The sequence below is a fragment of the Pseudomonas sp. AK-TSAG1-1 genome (genome assembly GCF_056821665.1).
In genome coordinates this window covers 5,171,045-5,187,850 of sequence record NZ_CM165965.1, presented here as the reverse complement: position 1 = coordinate 5,187,850, position 16,806 = coordinate 5,171,045, and the positions used below count along the sequence as shown (strand labels likewise).

At 60.1% G+C, this 16,806-nt stretch carries 9 protein-coding genes; 7 read left to right on the top strand and 2 right to left on the bottom strand.

What is annotated here, in order from left to right; translation table 11 throughout:
• Positions 1-88 precede the first annotated feature (88 nt).
• Complete coding sequence (locus AC1UK9_RS23370; protein WP_482578596.1) at positions 89-853, bottom strand: AraC family transcriptional regulator; 765 nt, start codon at positions 851-853, stop codon at positions 89-91.
• A gap of 100 nt (positions 854-953) precedes the next feature.
• Here AC1UK9_RS23370 and AC1UK9_RS23365 point away from each other — a divergent pair, with 100 nt between their 5' ends.
• From AC1UK9_RS23365 to AC1UK9_RS23345, 5 genes are all read left to right on the top strand, one after another.
• Positions 954-2,138, top strand: coding sequence for an MFS transporter (locus tag AC1UK9_RS23365; protein WP_482578595.1), 1,185 nt, complete (start codon positions 954-956; stop codon positions 2,136-2,138).
• A gap of 146 nt (positions 2,139-2,284) precedes the next feature.
• Positions 2,285-3,967 (top strand): fatty acid--CoA ligase, encoded by a 1,683-nt coding sequence (locus AC1UK9_RS23360; RefSeq protein ID WP_473013555.1) that lies wholly within the window; start codon positions 2,285-2,287, stop codon positions 3,965-3,967.
• 337 nt (positions 3,968-4,304) lie between these two features.
• Positions 4,305-6,194, top strand: coding sequence for a DUF1302 domain-containing protein (locus tag AC1UK9_RS23355; protein WP_473013554.1), 1,890 nt, complete (start codon positions 4,305-4,307; stop codon positions 6,192-6,194).
• A gap of 28 nt (positions 6,195-6,222) precedes the next feature.
• Complete coding sequence (locus AC1UK9_RS23350; protein ID WP_482578594.1) at positions 6,223-7,587, top strand: DUF1329 domain-containing protein; 1,365 nt, start codon at positions 6,223-6,225, stop codon at positions 7,585-7,587.
• 170 nt (positions 7,588-7,757) lie between these two features.
• On the top strand, positions 7,758-10,490 hold the full coding sequence (locus AC1UK9_RS23345; protein WP_482578592.1) for a winged helix-turn-helix domain-containing protein: 2,733 nt from the start codon (positions 7,758-7,760) through the stop codon (positions 10,488-10,490).
• 97 nt (positions 10,491-10,587) lie between these two features.
• Here AC1UK9_RS23345 and AC1UK9_RS23340 read toward each other — a convergent pair whose 3' ends face one another.
• Positions 10,588-14,889, bottom strand: coding sequence for a M10 family metallopeptidase C-terminal domain-containing protein (locus AC1UK9_RS23340; protein ID WP_482578590.1), 4,302 nt, complete (start codon positions 14,887-14,889; stop codon positions 10,588-10,590).
• A 205-nt stretch (positions 14,890-15,094) separates the two neighbouring features.
• Between AC1UK9_RS23340 and AC1UK9_RS23335 the strand changes: the two genes are divergently transcribed.
• Together AC1UK9_RS23335 and AC1UK9_RS23330 are read left to right on the top strand one after the other, a co-directional pair.
• Entirely contained in the window at positions 15,095-15,739 is a 645-nt protein-coding gene (locus tag AC1UK9_RS23335; RefSeq protein ID WP_025109307.1) for an MBL fold metallo-hydrolase, read from the top strand.
• Between the two features lie 113 nt (positions 15,740-15,852).
• Positions 15,853-16,587, top strand: a complete 735-nt coding sequence (locus AC1UK9_RS23330) for a YiaD family glycine zipper/OmpA-like lipoprotein (RefSeq protein WP_025109306.1) — start codon at positions 15,853-15,855, stop codon at positions 16,585-16,587.
• The last annotated feature ends 219 nt before the right edge of the window (positions 16,588-16,806 follow it).

The following is a 16,806-nucleotide window of genomic DNA, read 5'->3' as shown; positions in this document are numbered from 1 at the left end:
GCGAATGCGTCGGATCAGTCGACTTCATAGGTGACTGGAAGACCACTTTCGCGAGCAAGCCCGCTCCCAGAGGGGAGCGAGGCGATTCCTACACAAGTTCGCTGAGTTTGCTCAGGGTGTTGAGGTATTCGCGCGGATTCTCCCCGAGCAAACGGCGAAACATCGCGCTGAACGCCCGCGCGCTGCCGTAACCCAGGTCTCGCGCCACGCTCTGCACGCTGTCCCCGGCGAGCAGGCGCGGCAGGGCTTCCATCAGGCGCAGTTGCTGGCGCCAGGCGTTGAAACTCATCTTCAGTTGTCGCTGGAACAGCCGCGCCAGGGTGCGTGAGCTGGCGCCGACCTGCTGCGCCCAGTCTTCCAAGGTGTTGGGGTGATCCGGTGTGTGCAGCAACGCCATGCAGATGTTTTGCAGGCGCCGGTCAGTGGGCATCGGAATGTGCAGCGGCAGGTACTCCAGGCTGGCGAGTTCTTCCAGCATCAATTGCTGGATCAGCGGATTGTCCGCATGCGGCGGGCCCTGCACGGCGCGCAGGATCAGCTCGCGCAGCAGCGGCGTCACCGCCAGCACGCAGCACTGTTGCAGGCCGGGTGGTGACAATTCGGGGGCGATGAACAGCGAGCGCATCTGCACATCGCCGGACATGAATATCTCGTGCGCGACATGCGGTGCAATCCACACCGCGCGGCTCGGCGGAATCACCCAGGCACCGAGGTCGGTGACCACCCGCATGACCCCTCGCACGGCATACAACAACTGCGCCTCGCGGTGCAGGTGCAGCGGCTGGTGTGCGCCGTCCAGATAATCCCGGGGATAGGCGCTCACCGGGCCGTGTTCGAAATGGGTGATTAACATGTCTGATTCAATGATCTGGTTGGCAGGTATGCGCTTTTTCGCCAACTTAGCATAGGGCCGCTGACAACAATCCGCCCATCACAAACACAAGCGTGCCGCCATGAATCAATCTCGAAACGTCATACGCTACGTCAACGCCGCCCATGTGATCGACCACATGTTCATGCTGATTTTTCCCGCTGCCGTGCTCGGCATGACCCAGGCCTTCGGCCTCGACTACGCCGCGCTGATCGGGCTGTCGCTGGGCGGCTTCATTGCCTTTGGCGCGTGTTCGCTACCGGCCGGCTGGCTGGGCGATCGCTGGAGCCGACGGCAGATGATGCTGGTATTTTTCTTCGGCATCGGCGCCTCGGCGATCTTCACCGGGCTGAGCAACGGCCCGACGATGCTGGTGGCGGGGCTGACCCTGATTGGCATTTTTGCCGCGATCTACCACCCGGTGGGCACCGCGATGCTGGTGGCCTACGCGCAGAACCGCGGGCGGGAAATTGGCATCAACGGCATGTGGGGCAACCTCGGCGTGGCGTTTTCGGCGCTGATCACCGGGTTGCTGGTGGCGCAGTTCGGCTGGCGTTCGGCCTTCGTGTTGCCGGGTGTGGTGGCGATTGTGCTGGGAGTCGGCTTTGCCTGGCAGGTGCGTGAGGAGCCGATCCCGCACCGTGCGCACACCGCCCTGAAAGGCGCTGCGGGGCAACGGATTTCGATGGTCACGGTGTTCACCGTGCTGGCGCTGGCCACTGCCACCGGTGGCGTGGTGTTCAATGCCACGACCATGACTTACCCGAAGCTGTTTCAGGAGCGTCTGCATGATCTGTTCGCCTCGCCGCAAACCCTTGGCGTGGTGGTCAGCCTGGCGTATGCCTTCGGGGCAGTGGCGCAATTGAGCATCGGCCAGGTGCTGCACCGGGTCAGTTTGAAATGGCCGTTTCTTGTCTTGACGCTGTGTCAGGCGCCGCTGTTGTACGCCATGGCGTATGTCGATGGCTGGGCGGTGATCGTGCTCGGTGCGGCGTTCATGTTCGTGGTGTTCGGCCAGGTGACGGTGAACGACTCGATGGTCGCCAATTTCGTTGCGCCGCAGTGGCAGTCACGGGTATTCGCCCTGCGTTACTGCCTGTCGTTCGGTGCCAGTGCGACGGCGATTCCGCTGATTGCCTATGTCGAACCGCGCCATGGTTTTGTCGGGCTTTACTTGATTCTGGCGGGCTTTGGCGTATTGACCTTCCTCGCGGCCGTGGTTTTCCCACGCACACCCTCCGAAGCGGCTGTAGGGCAAACGGCCTGATCGACGCTGAATACCGGCAAATGCTGGCGCAAAGCTAGCATTTGTACGGCTCTGCAAATCATTCCTTTGGCTGATTTGGCTGGGGTATAACGGCTCTAGAGTAATGCTCTCTACGCCAACACCGTGCAGCCAGAAAAGGGATTCATATGTTGCAGACTCGCGTCATTCCCCCGGCCGATGGGGCCTACCAGTATCCATTGCTGATCAAACGGCTGCTGATGTCCGGCGCCCGTTACGAGAAAACCCGCGAGATCATCTACCGAGACCAGTTGCGTTATAGCTATCCGACCCTGATCGAGCGTGTGGCGCGACTGGCCAACGTGTTGACGGCGGCCGGTGTGAAGGCGGGTGACACCGTGGCGGTGATGGACTGGGACAGCCATCGCTACCTGGAATGTATGTTCGCCATTCCAATGATCGGCGCCGTGATTCATACCATCAACGTGCGCCTGTCGCCGGAGCAGATCCTCTACACCATGAACCACGCCGAGGACCGCTTTGTGCTGGTCAACAGCGAGTTCGTCGGGCTGTACCAGGCCATCGCACCGCACCTGACCACGGTGGAGAACACCCTGCTGCTGACCGATCTGCCGGAAAAGACTGCCGAGTTGCCGAACCTGGTCGGCGAATACGAGCAACTGCTGGCCGCCGCGAGTCCGCGGTACGACTTTCAGGATTTCGACGAAAACTCGGTCGCCACCACGTTCTACACCACGGGCACCACCGGCAATCCGAAGGGCGTGTATTTCACCCATCGGCAACTGGTACTGCACACCATGGGCGTGTCGACCATCATGGGGGCGATCGACAGCGTACGCCTGCTCGGCACCAACGACGTGTACATGCCGATCACCCCGATGTTCCACGTGCATGCCTGGGGCCTGCCCTACGTGGCGACCATGCTCGGGCTCAAGCAGGTTTATCCGGGGCGTTACGACCCCGAATTCCTCGTCGAGCTGTGGCGCAAGGAGAAGGTCACGTTCTCCCACTGCGTGCCGACCATCCTGCAGATGCTGCTCAATGCCAAAGGCGCGCAAGGCACCGATTTCGCTGGCTGGAAAATCGTCATCGGCGGCAGTGCGCTCAACCGTACGCTGTATGAAACCGCCAAGTCCCGGGGCATTCAGCTGACGGCAGCGTACGGCATGTCGGAGACCGGGCCGCTGGTGTCGTGTGCGCACCTGAACGACGAACTGATGGCCGGCACCGAAGACGAGCGCACCACTTACCGGATCAAGGCCGGTGTGCCGGGGCCGCTGGTGGAAGCGGCGATCGTCGACAGCGAAGGCAACTTCCTGCCCGCCGATGGCGAAACCCAGGGCGAACTGGTGCTGCGTGCGCCGTGGCTCACCGAAGGCTATTTCAACGAGCCGCAGAAGGGCGCCGAGCTGTGGGCCGGCGGCTGGTTGCACACCGGTGATGTGGCGACGCTCGACAGCATGGGCGTGATCGACATTCGCGACCGGATCAAGGACGTGATCAAGACCGGCGGCGAATGGATCTCCTCGCTGGACCTCGAAGACCTGATCAGCCGTCACGCGGCGGTACGTGAAGTAGCAGTGGTGGGGATTGCCGATCCGCAGTGGGGCGAGCGCCCGTTTGCGCTGCTGGTGATCCGTGAAGGGCACGAGATCGGCGCACGCGAGCTCAAGGAACACCTCAAGCCGTTCGTGGAATTGGGGCACCTGAGCAAGTGGGCGATTCCGAGCCAGATCGCCCTTGTTACTGAAATTCCCAAGACCAGTGTCGGCAAACTCGACAAGAAGCGCATCCGCCTCGACATCACCGAATGGCAGGCCAACAACAGCACCTTCCTCTCGACGCTCTGAGCGTCTGCTGGCGCGCCGAAAACGGCGCGCCAGCCCCACCAAGCAAGCGCTTGGCTTGTTAAATCCGAATTTTCAGCCATCCTTGCGGGGCCGACATGTGTCGGACTGGCGAAAGGACTGTTCCAGAGTGGCCGGCAGCTGCAAATCACACTTTAGAGGGATCAAGCAGTACCACCTGCTGGCTATAGTCCGCTCAAGGATTTTTAAGAACGGGGCACACGCACAACACGGGGCGATGCAACTTTGGAGTGACGTCGGGCGGCTACTGGCTCCCGGTCTTCCAGGCGTTTTTAAAAGTACTCACTGCCATAACAATAATGCACATGGAGTAGCGTCGATGACATCAGTAAACCAGTTCTGGCGCCGGGCTAAACTGCCTCTGGCCGTCAGTCTTGCCTCTACGCTCGCCGGGCCCGCATTCGGCGTCAGTTTCAACGTCGGTGAAATCGAAGGTCAGTTCGACTCCTCGCTCTCCCTGGGCATGAGTATCTCGACTCAGCAGCCGAACAAGGATCTTATTGGTGTCAACAACGGCGGCAAGGGCCTGTCCCAGACCTCCGACAACGGTCACCTGAACTTCAAGAGCGGCCAGGCCTTCTCGAAGATCTTCAAGGGCATCCATGATCTCGAACTGAAATACGGTGACACCGGGGTCTTCGTCCGGGGCAAATACTGGTACGACTTCGCGCTGCAGAACCAGGACCTGGAATACAAGGACGTCAGCAACCACAACCGTGATGTCGCGGCGCGTTCTTCCGGCGGGCAGATCCTCGACGCCTTCGTTTACCACAACTACTCGATTGCCGATGAGCCGGGTTCGGTGCGTCTGGGCAAGCAGGTCGTGAACTGGGGTGAAAGTACCTTCATCGGCGGCGGCATCAACTCGATCAACCCGATCGACGTTTCCGCGTTCCGCCGTCCGGGTGCCGAGATCAAGGAAGGCCTGATCCCGGTCAACATGTTCTACGTGTCCCAGAGCATCACTGAAAACCTCTCGGCCGAAGGCTTCTATCAGATCGACTGGCAGAAGACCGTGACCGACAACTGCGGCACATTCTTCTCGCAGCCGGACATCGTGACCACCGGTTGCGATGACAACCTGCGGGTGCTGAACAAACGCTCGACGATTCCGGGCATTGCGCTCGGCCCGTTGGCGAACGCTGGTGTCGATGTCAACGAAGAAGGTGTGCTGGTGCGCCGTTCGCCAAACCGCAACGCGCGTGACAGCGGGCAGTGGGGCGTTTCCGCCAAGTACATGTTCGATCCGCTGGCCACCGAGTTCGGCGCCTACTTCATGAACTATCACAGCCGTGCGCCGATCTTCAGCGCCACCGGTGCGCCTCAGTCGATCTATAACGGCGTCAAGGCGTTGCCAGGTCCATTCCAGGCACTGGGGCCGCTGGTGGTCGCGGGCAACTCGGAATACTTCATCGAATACCCTGAGGACATTCGCCTCTACGGCCTGAGCTTCTCCACCACCCTGCCTACCGGTACGGCGTGGAGCGGCGAGGTCAGCTACCGGCCGAATGCCCCGGTGCAGTTGAACTCCACCGACATTCTGTTTGCCGGCGTACGTCCATTGGGCGGGGCGTTGACCAACGCGTCGATTCTCAACGGTGTGCCGGGGCAGGACCTGCACGGTTACAACCGCAAGGAAATCACCCAGCTGCAAACCACCCTGACGCACTTCTTCGATCAGGTGATGGGCGCCAACCGGTTGACCCTGGTGGGTGAAGTCGGCGTGACCCACGTCGGTGGGCTGGAAAGCAAATCCGAAGCCCGCTACGGCCGCGACCCAGTGTTCGGCCCGGGTGAGCTGCCATCGACCGGTGGCCTCAACACCTGCTCGCAGATCCTTAACACCTCCACCATCAACGGTGCCGGCCCAGGGGCTTCGCGCGACAACGTTTCCAGCAACTGCAACAACGACGGTTTCACCACGGCCACTTCTTGGGGCTACCGCGCTCGTGCAATCTGGGATTACAGCGACGTGTTCGCCGGTGTGAACCTCAAGCCGAACGTGGCCTGGTCCCATGACGTGAAAGGTTACTCGCCAGGCCCTGGCGGCAACTTCGAGGAAGGTCGCAAGGCCATCAGCCTCGGTCTGGATGCCGAATACCAGAACACCTACACCGCGAGTCTGGCCTACACCAACTTCTTTGGTGGCGACTACAGCACAGTGGATGATCGTGACTTCGTTGCCCTCAGCGTTGGCGTGAACTTCTAAGCAGAGTTTTTTCAGGACGAACATACATATGAAAATAACAAAGAGTCTGTTCCACGTCGGTGTTCTGGGATTGTCGTTGCTGGCGACCAGCGTCATGGCGGCCGTTCCCGCCGCCGAAGCCGACAAGCTGGGCAAGAGCCTGACCCCGATGGGCGCCGAAATGGCCGGTAACGCCGACGGTTCGATCCCGGCCTGGAAACCGCTGCCGAAAAATGCCGGCACGGTCGACAGCAAGGGCTTCCTGTCCGATCCGTTCGGCAGTGAAAAACCGCTGTTCACCATCACTGCGCAGAACGTCGACCAGTACAAGGACAAGCTCGCCCCGGGCCAATACGCGATGTTCAAGCGCTACCCGGACACCTTCAAAATGCCGGTCTACCCGTCCCATCGCGGCTCGACCGTGCCGGATGACGTGTTCGCCGCCATCAAGAAAAACGCCACCACCACCAATCTGGTCGCTGGCGGCAACGGTCTGGAAAACTTCGATACCGCCGTGCCGTTCCCGATTCCGAAAAGTGGCCTGGAAGTGATCTGGAACCACATCACCCGTTATCGCGGTGGCAGCGTGACCCGTCTGGTGACCCAGGCGACGCCGCAAACCAACGGCTCGTTCAGCCTGGTGTATTTCCAGGACCAGTTCGTGTTCCGCGACAAGATGAAGGACTACGATCCGGCCAACCCGGGCAACATCCTGTTCTACTTCAAGCAGAAAGTGACCGCACCGGCGCGTCTGGCCGGTACCGTGCTGCTGGTGCACGAAACCCTCGACCAGGTGAAGGAGCCGCGCAAGGCGTGGGTCTACGCCACCGGTCAGCGCCGCGTGCGTCAGGCACCGCAAGTGTCCTATGACGGCCCGGGTACTGCCGCGGACGGTCTGCGTACCTCCGACAACCTGGACATGTACAACGGTGCACCGGATCGCTACGACTGGAAGCTTGAAGGCAAGAAAGAAATCTACATTGCCTCCAACAGCTACAAGATCGACTCGCCGACCCTCAAGTACACCGACATCATCAAGGCTGGTCATATCAACCAGGACCTGACTCGCTACGAGCTGCGTCGTGTCTGGCACGTGGTGGCAACCCTGAAACCGGGTCAGCGTCACATCTATGCCAAACGTGACTTCTACATCGACGAAGACACCTGGCAGGCAGCCGTCATCGACCACTACGACGGTCGCGGTCAGCTGTGGCGTGTGGCCGAGGCGCATGCCGAGGATTACTACGACAAGCAAGTGCCGTGGTACGCGCTGGAAGCCTTGTACGACCTGCAATCGGGCCGCTACCTGGCACTGGGCATGAAGAACGAAGAGAAATCGGCGTATGACTTCGGCTTCTCTGCCACCAAGAGCGAATTCCAGCCGGGCAACCTGGGCCAGGACGGTATCCGCTAAGTTGTCACCAGAGGCCGCATCCTCGAAAAAACGCCCCGACTGGTTCGGGGCGTTTTTTTTGCGTTGCGATTTTGTAGCCATTTGTAGCAACAACTTCATATGCACGCCGTTTAAGGCTAGTCTGCGGACATCTGCTACGCCGCCAACAGCCATTCAAACAAGAGCCGGCCATGACTGATCTGTCCCCGCTACCGGGTCCTGCAAGCGTTGCCGTCGCGACACTGGACGGGCGTTTCTTTCGCCCGCCGTTGCCTGACGGCTACGTATTGCGACCGCGTCTGTGTGAACGCCTGAGCGCCGGACTCGGTGGACGTCTGTTGCTGGTCTGCGCACCTGCAGGTTTCGGCAAGAGTTCGCTGGCGGTGGAGTTTTGTCAGAGCCTGCCAGCGCACTGGCAGAGTCTGTGGTTAGGTCTCAGCCCGCGGGATAACGACCCGGGACGGTTTCTCGAACGGTTGCTGGAAGGGCTGCAGGACTACTTTCCAGACCTGGGCAGTCGCGCGCTCGGGCTGTTGAAAATGCGCCAGCGCCATCAGCCGTTTGCCTTCGAAGAATGGCTCGACGGTTTGCTCGATGAGCTGGCGCTGCAGTTGCAACCGACCGCGCCGCTGTTGCTGGTGCTCGACGATTACCATCTCGCCCAAGGGCCGGTACTCGACCGTTGCCTGCAGTTTTTCCTCAATCATTTGCCCGACGGCTTGCTGGTCATGGTCACCAGTCGCCAGCGCCCGGACTGGCATCTGGCGCGCCTGCGCCTGTCACGCCAGTTGCTCGAACTGCATGAGCAGGATCTGCGCCTGACCCATGATGAAGCCCTGACGCTGCTCGATCGGCACAGCAGTTCATTGCGCGGCGAGGCGTTGGAGAACCTGATCCAGCGCAGTGAGGGCTGGGTGGCCGGGTTGCGCTTCTGGTTGCTCGCGGTCTCCGAGGCCGGCAGCGAGGCGGCGTTGCCACCGGCACTGAACGGCGGGGAAGGGCTGATCCGCGATTACCTGCTGGAAGAAGTCATCGATTGCCTGCCGGCCGAGGTACAGTCATTTCTTTATGACACCGCGCCTCAAGAGCGTTTCTGCAGCGAACTGTGCGATGCAGTGCGCGAAGCCCATGACAGCGCCGAGATCCTGCGGTTTCTGTTGGCGCATCAGGTGTTTCTGGTGCCACTGGACGAGCACGGTCACTGGTATCGCTACCACCATCTGTTTTCCGATCTGCTACGCAGCCGACCCGTGGCCCAGACTCTGGTGCCCGCCGCGACATTACATCTGCGTGCCTGCCGCTGGTTCAACGCCCAAGGCTTGCTGGATGAAGCGGTGGAGCAGGCCTTGCGCGCGGGGCATCTGGATGTGGCGGCGAATCTGGTGCAGAACCTGTCCGAGGAACAACTGCTCGCCGAGCAGAACGTCGGCATGTTGTTACGCTGGAAAATGGACTTGCCCGACAGCCTGCTGATCAGCACGCCTCGGTTGATCGTGCTGTACAGCTGGGCGCTGGGGCTGGCCTGTCAGCTCGATGCTGCCGAAGAGTTGTCGAGTCATCTGAGCCGCTTCCTGCCGGCACCCTCGGCCTCCGCGCAGAAGTCGATGCTCGCGCAGTGGCTGGCGCTCAGCGGAATCATCGCCCGTGGGCGCGGGCATCGCGAGCTGACCCAGCGCTATTGCAGCGAGGCGCTGGAAAGCCTGCCGGTCAAGCGTTATGGGCAACGGCTGATGTGCCTGTCCACGTTATCCAATCTGGCGATTGCCGACGGCGACCTGTGGCGGGCCCGGGGCTTGAATCGAGAATCCCTCGAGCTGGCGCAACGCGTCGGCAACCCGTTGTTCGAGGCGCTGGCGCATTACGACCGGGCGCGGGTGTTGCAGGCGCGCGGGGAAATTCTGCGTGCGCTGGATGAAGTGCATCAGGGCCTGGAACGGTTGCGTGGGCTGTCCCCGCAACGTTTGTACGCGGTACGTGCGCGACTGACGCTGTATGAAGGTTTTCTGTTGTCCATGCGCTTGCAACCCCAGCAGGCGCGGGCTCGATTGCTGACTGGCCTGGCAGAAGCGCGGGCTTGCCGCGATATCAGCGTATTGATCGGCCACTGCGTGATCGCCCGTCTGGACGGTAGCGCCGGTGAGTTTGCCAAGGCCTTCGCCGAACTCGCCGAAGCCGAACGCCTGATGCACATCTGGGACGTGCCGCCGATCTACTATCTGGCGATGATCACCCTGGTCAAATGCGAACTGTGGCTGGCACAAGGGCGCACCGATCTGGCTGAAGCCTGGCTGGCGCGACTGGGCCAGACCTACACCGGCGAACGCGCAGCGGCACCCCCCGAGTTTCATCCACAACTGCCATTGCACGTCGAGTTGCAACAGGCGTTGCTCGATGTGATTCAGGGACAGCCGATGCTCGCGGAAGGGCGGTTGAACGTGTTGCTGGAAAACGGTCAGCAAACCGGTCGGCAGTTGCTGTGTGTGATGGCGCTGGCGCAGAAGGTGATGTTGCTGCTGGGCAATGGCCGCGAACCCGAGGCGCGCAGGGCGTTGGGCCAGACGCTGGAAGCGGCGGCTGGCGGCGTGATGCAGCCGTTTGACGCCCTGCTCAGAGAGCATTCGGACTGGTTGCGCAGCCAATTGCACAACTCACCGGCGCTTGCGGGACAGCAGTTGCTGGCGCATTTTCCGCAGGTGCCAGCACGGCCGGTCATTGAGTCCGCGGCGGCCGAACAACTCAGCAGTCGCGAACTGGCAGTGCTGCGTTTGATTGCCCAGGGCTGTTCGAATCAGGAAATCAGCGAGCAGTTGTTTATCTCGCTGCACACGGTGAAAACCCATGCCAGCCATATCAACAGCAAACTGGGGGTTGAGCGACGCACGCAGGCGGTGGCGCGCGCCAAGGAAATGGGGATGTTGACCTGAGCCTTGAAGCGCTACACCGAAGCAAACAAAAACGCCCCGAATAAATCGGGGCGTTTTGTTTGTTGCCTGACCTGCAAGCAGGTGCGGCGGGGAGGAATCAGGCCATCAGGTCATTGGCGCTGAAGCTGTTCACACCCACTAACTGGATCTCGAAGTCCGCACCGGCGTGCCCGGTGACGTTGCCCGACAGCACATGATCGACGAAACGCAGTTGGCCGGCGCCGGTGAAGTCGGCAGAGCCGATGAAGGAGAACGCATTGAGGCCGTCTTGCAACAGGTTGGCGTCAAACATTCTCAGGTCGATCTTGTCGCCCTCCAGACTGTTGAAGTCATTGATGACGTCACTCAGGCTTCCGGTTCCCACTTCGTTCAAGTTGCTGAAGACAAACTGATCGCTGCCGGCACCACCGATCAGGGTGTCCTTGCCGCCGCCGCCGAGCAGAATATCATTGCCGGCCCCGCCATCGAGCTGGTCATTGCCTGCACCGCCACTCAGGTAGTTGGCATCGGCGTTGCCGAACAATTTGTTGTCCTGGCCGTTGCCGAGCACACTGAAACCGCCAGTGCCGTTGATCCGTACGCTTTCCACGTTCAGCAGATTGCTCAGGTTCAGATCGACCACACTGTTCTGTTTCGCGTTGTACTGAATGCTCAACAAGTCGCGGCCAGGATCATTACCTTCCTGGATCAAGGCGAGCTCGGCAGCCTGATCCAGAATGTAGGTGTCATTACCCGCGCCGCCGATCATGGTGTCGATGCCGGTGCCACCATCCAGCACGTTGTTGCCGCTGTTGCCGGTCAACACGTTGTCCAGATCGTTGCCGGTCAGATTGAGCGCGTCACTTCCCAACAACAGGCCGTCTTCGACACTGTAGGACAGTGTGTAACTCACGGAGGTCTTGATCAGATCGTGACCATCCCACGGGGTTTCCTGAATGGTGTCGTTGACGTTGTCGACAATGTAAATGTCATCGCCAGCGCCACCGTTCATTCTGTCGGCACCGGCACCGCCGTCCAGTACATCGTTGCCGGCCCCGCCGTCCAGGGTGTTGTCGTAGGCATTGCCGAACAGTTTGTTGTCCAGGGCGTTACCCATCACCCAGAATGCCCCGGCACCCAGGACCCGCACACTTTCCACATTTTGCAGATTGGACGCGTTGAGGTTGATCACGCTGCTGTTTCTGTCAGTCGAATATTCGATTGTCAGCAGGTCTCGCCCGCCATCGGCATTTTCCTGGATTCGCGACAGCTCCGAGGAGTCATCAAGGAAGTAGGAGTCATTGCCCGCACCACCGATCATGGTGTCGATGCCGGCCCCACCATTGAGGATGTTGTCGCCGTCGTTGCCGATCAGCACGTTATCCAGTGCGTTGCCCGTCAGGTTGAGCGCTGCACTGCCGAGCAGTTGCGCGTCTTCGAGGTTGGCCCCCAAGGTGTAGCTGATCCACGATTTGACCTGGTCTCGACCTTCGTCCGCCAGCTCGACGATGGTGTCACCGATGTTGTCGATCACGTAGATGTCATCACCGGCGCCCCCCGTCAGGGTATCGACGCCTGCGCCGCCGTCCAGAACGTTGGCATCGGCGTTGCCGAACAGTTTGTTGTCCAGGGCATTGCCGGTCACGGTAAACGCGCCCGCACCGGTAAGGCGCACGCTCTCGACGTATTGCAGGTTGCTCTGGGACAGATTGACCACGGCGTTCTGGGCCGCGTTGTACTGGATGTCCAGCAGGTCCCGACCGATCTCGTCCGCTTCCTGGATCAGTGCCAGTTCTTCTGCTTGATCGAGGATATAGGTGTCATTGCCGCTGCCACCGATCATGGTGTCGATGCCGGCTCCGCCATTGAGCGTGTCATTGCCTGCACCACCGATGAGGGTGTTGTTGCCGTCGTTACCGGTCAGCACGTTGTTCAGCTCGTTGCCGGTCAAGTTGATTGCGGCGCTGCCCAGCAGTTGACCTTCCTCGAGGTTGGCACCCAGCGTGTAGCTGATTGAGGATTTGACCTTGTCATAGCCTTCGCCCGCCAGCTCGACGACGACATCTGCGATGTTGTCGACCACGTAAGTGTCATCGCCTGCGCCACCAGTGAGGGTGTCGCTCCCGGCACCGCCATCCAGATAGTTGGCCTGGGCATTGCCGAACAATTTGTTGTCCAGTGCGTTGCCCAACAGGGTAAAGGCGCCCGAGCTATTGATGCGAACGCTTTCGAAGTTCTGCAGGTTGCTCTGGTTCAGGTCAATGACGCTGTTTTGTGTTGCATCGTAGTAGATGTTCAGCAGGTCGCGGCCCGAGTCGGCATCTTCTTGCACGAGCGCCAGCTCGGCAGCCTGATCCAGGTTGTAGGTGTCGTTGCCGGCCCCGCCGATCATGGTGTCGACGCCGGCACCACCATTGAGAATGTTGTTGCCGGCGTTGCCGATCAGCACGTTATTGAGATCATTACCGGTCAGGTTGAGGGCGGCATCACCCAGCAGTTGGCCGTCTTCAATGTTGGCGCCCAGGGTGTAGTTGATCGAGGCCATGACTTTGTCGCGACCTTCACCAGCAAGCTCGACAACGATGTCGCCGTAGTTGTCCACCACATAGGTGTCATCACCGGCACCGCCAGTGAGGGTGTCGACGCCGCCACCTCCGTCGATCCAGTCATTGCCGGCATTGCCGAACAGTTTGTTGTCGAGAGCGTTGCCCAGCATGGAGAACGCACCCTCACCGTTGATCCTCACGCTTTCCACGTTGATCAGGTTTGCCTGATTCAGATCGACGACGTTGGTCGAAGGGCCAGCGGCGTAGTTGATCAGCAGCAGATCGCGGCCGGGATCATTACCTTCTTGCACGAGAGCGAGTTCAGCCGCCTGATCCAGGTTGTAAGTGTCATTGCCGGCGCCGCCGATCATGGTGTCGACACCGGCGCCACCATTGAGGATGTTATTGCCGGCGTTGCCGATCAGCACGTTGTCGAGTTCGTTGCCGCTCAGGTTGAGGGCGGCGTTGCCCATCAACTGGCCGTCTTCGATATTGGCGCCCAGACCATAGGTGAGCGTGGTCATGACCTTGTCGCGGCCTTCGCCGGCGAGTTCGACGACGACATCGCCATAGTTATCGACCACGTATGTGTCGTCACCAGCACCGCCGGTGAGGGTGTCGGCACCCGCGCCACCGTCAAGCCAGTCATTGCCGGTATTGCCGAACAGCTTGTTGTCCAGTGCGTTGCCCTGCAGGGCGAAGGCGCCGGCGCCAGTGATCCGAACGCTTTCTACGTTGACAAGGTTTGCCTGGTTCAGATCGACGACGTTGGTAAGGGGCCCGGCAGCGTAGGTAATTGTCAGCAGGTCGCGACCCGGATCGGTATCCTCGTAAATCAACGCCAGCTCAGCGGCATTGTCGAGGATGTAAGTGTCGTTGCCTGCACCACCGGCCATGGTGTCAATGCCGCCGGCGCCGTTGAGTACGTTATTCAGGGCATTGCCGATCAGCACATCATTGAAGTTCGAACCGATGGCATTTTCTATCTTGGCGCCATAAGCGATGGCCAGCCCATCGTTGATCGCGGTTTGGGATGTGAGATCGACGAAGGCTTTGCCAATGTTGCTGTAAGCGCCTTCGTTGAGATTGATGCTGACGGAGGCGAGCTGGTTGCTGGCATCGATCGTGTCGTTCCCGCCGGCATCCCAGATCGTTTCGAAAATTGACTGATCCGGCGCCCACTTGTAGACGTTGTCCCCGGTCTGCCAGGCAGTATTGGCGCCATAAAGGCTCTGGATCGCGAGGATGTCCAGCACCATCGGCGTCGTCGGCTGATAGGAATAGTTGCTGTTGTAACTCATCACCGTGAAGTGAACGTCATCCAGAGCAGGCGTCAACAGCGTCTTGTTGGCTGCACTGGTATCGAACGGGTGCTTGAGACCCAGCGCATGACCGATTTCATGAACGAACGTCAGGTAGTCGTAAGTGCCGTTGACCGGGTTCGGGTCGTTGGTTTCAGTGCCGACCCAGACATCACCGGCAGCAGGAAGGTTGTCAGGAAAGTAGGCCCAGGCTGCGGTTTTATTGTCCATCAACCGATAGCCGCCAAAGCGCAGATCGCCAACGTTATTGATGTCGTCGCTGGTCAGCGTGAACGTGATGTTGGCAACGGCACTCCATGCACCCAGGGCATTGGTGATTGCAGTCTTCTGTGCAGCCGTCAGCTCATACAGCGCGTTGTATTCGTTTTTCGGACTGTAGCTTGTGGGGAAATACGAAGTCCCCGGTGCCATGAAACTGTAGCTGAGCGTTGTTTCCCCGCCGAAAGGCCAGTTCGGTCCTGTCCAGTATTTGCCGGCGATAAGGCTGTCGACGATAGCGACGCCAGTCAGCTTGGCAGGTAACGCGAGGGTATAAGTCGTGGGCGTAGGCATGCGGGGATTTCCTGAGTGCGCTGCGGCCCTTCCTGAATGCGACCGCTACAAAAAAATGCGATTTTGCACCAGAAGCAGATGCTTTGACATCATTGGGCCACTATTTTTCTGATTAGTGGCGTCAAATTACTGACCGGGCGATCTGTATCGGCTTGTGAAGTAGAATTCTGAAACAAGCCCCACTACCGTTCGTCCAGGACTCTCCATGACTGCATCCAGCCCAACGCTGATTCGCGAGACTTTCCCCGTCGGCCCGCTCCAGTGCAACTGCACGATCATCGGCGACCCGATCAGCAAAAAAGCCATCGTCGTCGACCCGGGCGGCAACCCCGACCTGATCATGGCGCGCCTCGATGCCCTGGGCCTGAAAGTGGTCAGCATCATCCACACCCATGCGCATCTCGATCACTTTCTCGCCTCCGGGCAGATGAAAGAAAAAACCGGCGCGACCCTGCATCTGCATAAAGAAGATCAGTTCCTGTGGGACAACCTCGAGATGCAATGCCAAATGTTCGGTGTGCCCTACACCCCGGTGCCGCCGCCGGATCGCTGGCTCAGTGACGATGAAGAGCTGGCCTGCGGCTGCGGCGTGGCGCTGCATACACCGGGTCATACACCCGGTTCCATGAGCTTTTGGTTTTCCGAGGCTAAGCTGTTGATTGCCGGCGACACGCTGTTTCGTCGCGGCGTAGGACGCACGGATTTGTGGGGCGGCGATCAGGCGACCATCGTGCGATCGATCAAGCAACGGCTGTACACCCTGGACGAAGACGCAACAGTGATTACCGGACATGGCCCGGACACGCGTCTTGGGGATGAAATGCGGGAAAACCCGTTCGTGCGCGCCTAAACATTTTGTCACGAGTGTGCGGCGGAATTTTTCGGCATTGTCATGATCCAACGCCCGCAAAGGTCTATTGCCTAGGGCCGCTGCCACACAGAATGCGAAACCAGGAGCTCTTCATGTTCACCACGCCTCGTTTGATTATTGTTGCTACCGCTGTGGCCATGTTGGCCGGCTGCGCCTCGCCCAACCCGTATGACAATCAGGGGCAGGCCGATGGGGGCTCGCAAGGCATGAGCAAAACCGCCAAGTACGGTGGTCTCGGCGCTCTGGCCGGTGCCCTGGCGGGTGCTGCCATCGACCACAACAACCGCGGCAAGGGTGCCTTGATCGGCGCGGCGGTGGTCGGTGCTTCGGCGGCCGGTTACGGTTACTACGCCGACCAGCAAGAGAAAAAACTGCGCGCCAGCATGGCCAACACCGGGGTTGAAGTGCAGCGTCAGGGCGATCAGATCAAGCTGATCATGCCGGGCAACATCACCTTCGCCACCGATTCGGCGAACATCGCACCCAGCTTCTATCAGCCGCTGAACAACCTGGCGGGCTCGTTGAAGGAGTTCAGCCAGAACCAGATCGAAATCGTCGGCTACACCGACAGCACCGGCAGCCGCCAGCACAACATGGACCTGTCCCAGCGTCGTGCGCAGAGCGTGGCCACCTACCTGACGTCGCAAGGTGTCAGCGGTGCCAACCTGTCGGCCCGTGGCGCTGGTCCGGATAACCCGATTGCCAGCAACGGTGACGTCAATGGCCGTGCGCAGAACCGCCGCGTTGAGGTCAACCTGAAGGCGATTCCGGGTCAGCAGTATGGTGGTCAGCAGCAACAGCCGGGTACGGTTCAGCAGTATCCGTAACTCAATGCTTGAGTGAAAAAATGCCCGGTCCTGTGATCGGGCATTTTTTTGTGTGGCCTGTGCCGGCCCCTTCGCGAGCAAGCCCGCTTCCACGGGGGAACGCATTTCAAAATGTGGGAGCGAGCCTGCTCGCGAAGGCGCCCGACCCCACCCTAAAATCATCAGATACAAAAAAGCCCCCGGACAAGCGAGTTGTCCGGGGGCTTTTTGTTTGCAGCG

Excerpts from the sequence above, each read along its gene's own strand:
- AC1UK9_RS23330 (WP_025109306.1), top strand. The coding sequence starts at position 15,853 with ATGTTCACCACGCCTCGTTTGATTATTGTTGCTACCGCTGTGGCCATG.
- AC1UK9_RS23350 (WP_482578594.1), top strand. The coding sequence starts at position 6,223 with ATGAAAATAACAAAGAGTCTGTTCCACGTCGGTGTTCTGGGATTGTCG.
- AC1UK9_RS23365 (WP_482578595.1), top strand. The coding sequence starts at position 954 with ATGAATCAATCTCGAAACGTCATACGCTACGTCAACGCCGCCCATGTG.
- AC1UK9_RS23340 (WP_482578590.1), bottom strand. The coding sequence starts at position 14,889 with ATGCCTACGCCCACGACTTATACCCTCGCGTTACCTGCCAAGCTGACT.
- AC1UK9_RS23345 (WP_482578592.1), top strand. The coding sequence starts at position 7,758 with ATGACTGATCTGTCCCCGCTACCGGGTCCTGCAAGCGTTGCCGTCGCG.
- AC1UK9_RS23370 (WP_482578596.1), bottom strand. The coding sequence starts at position 853 with ATGTTAATCACCCATTTCGAACACGGCCCGGTGAGCGCCTATCCCCGG.
- AC1UK9_RS23335 (WP_025109307.1), top strand. The coding sequence starts at position 15,095 with ATGACTGCATCCAGCCCAACGCTGATTCGCGAGACTTTCCCCGTCGGC.
- AC1UK9_RS23360 (WP_473013555.1), top strand. The coding sequence starts at position 2,285 with ATGTTGCAGACTCGCGTCATTCCCCCGGCCGATGGGGCCTACCAGTAT.
- AC1UK9_RS23355 (WP_473013554.1), top strand. The coding sequence starts at position 4,305 with ATGACATCAGTAAACCAGTTCTGGCGCCGGGCTAAACTGCCTCTGGCC.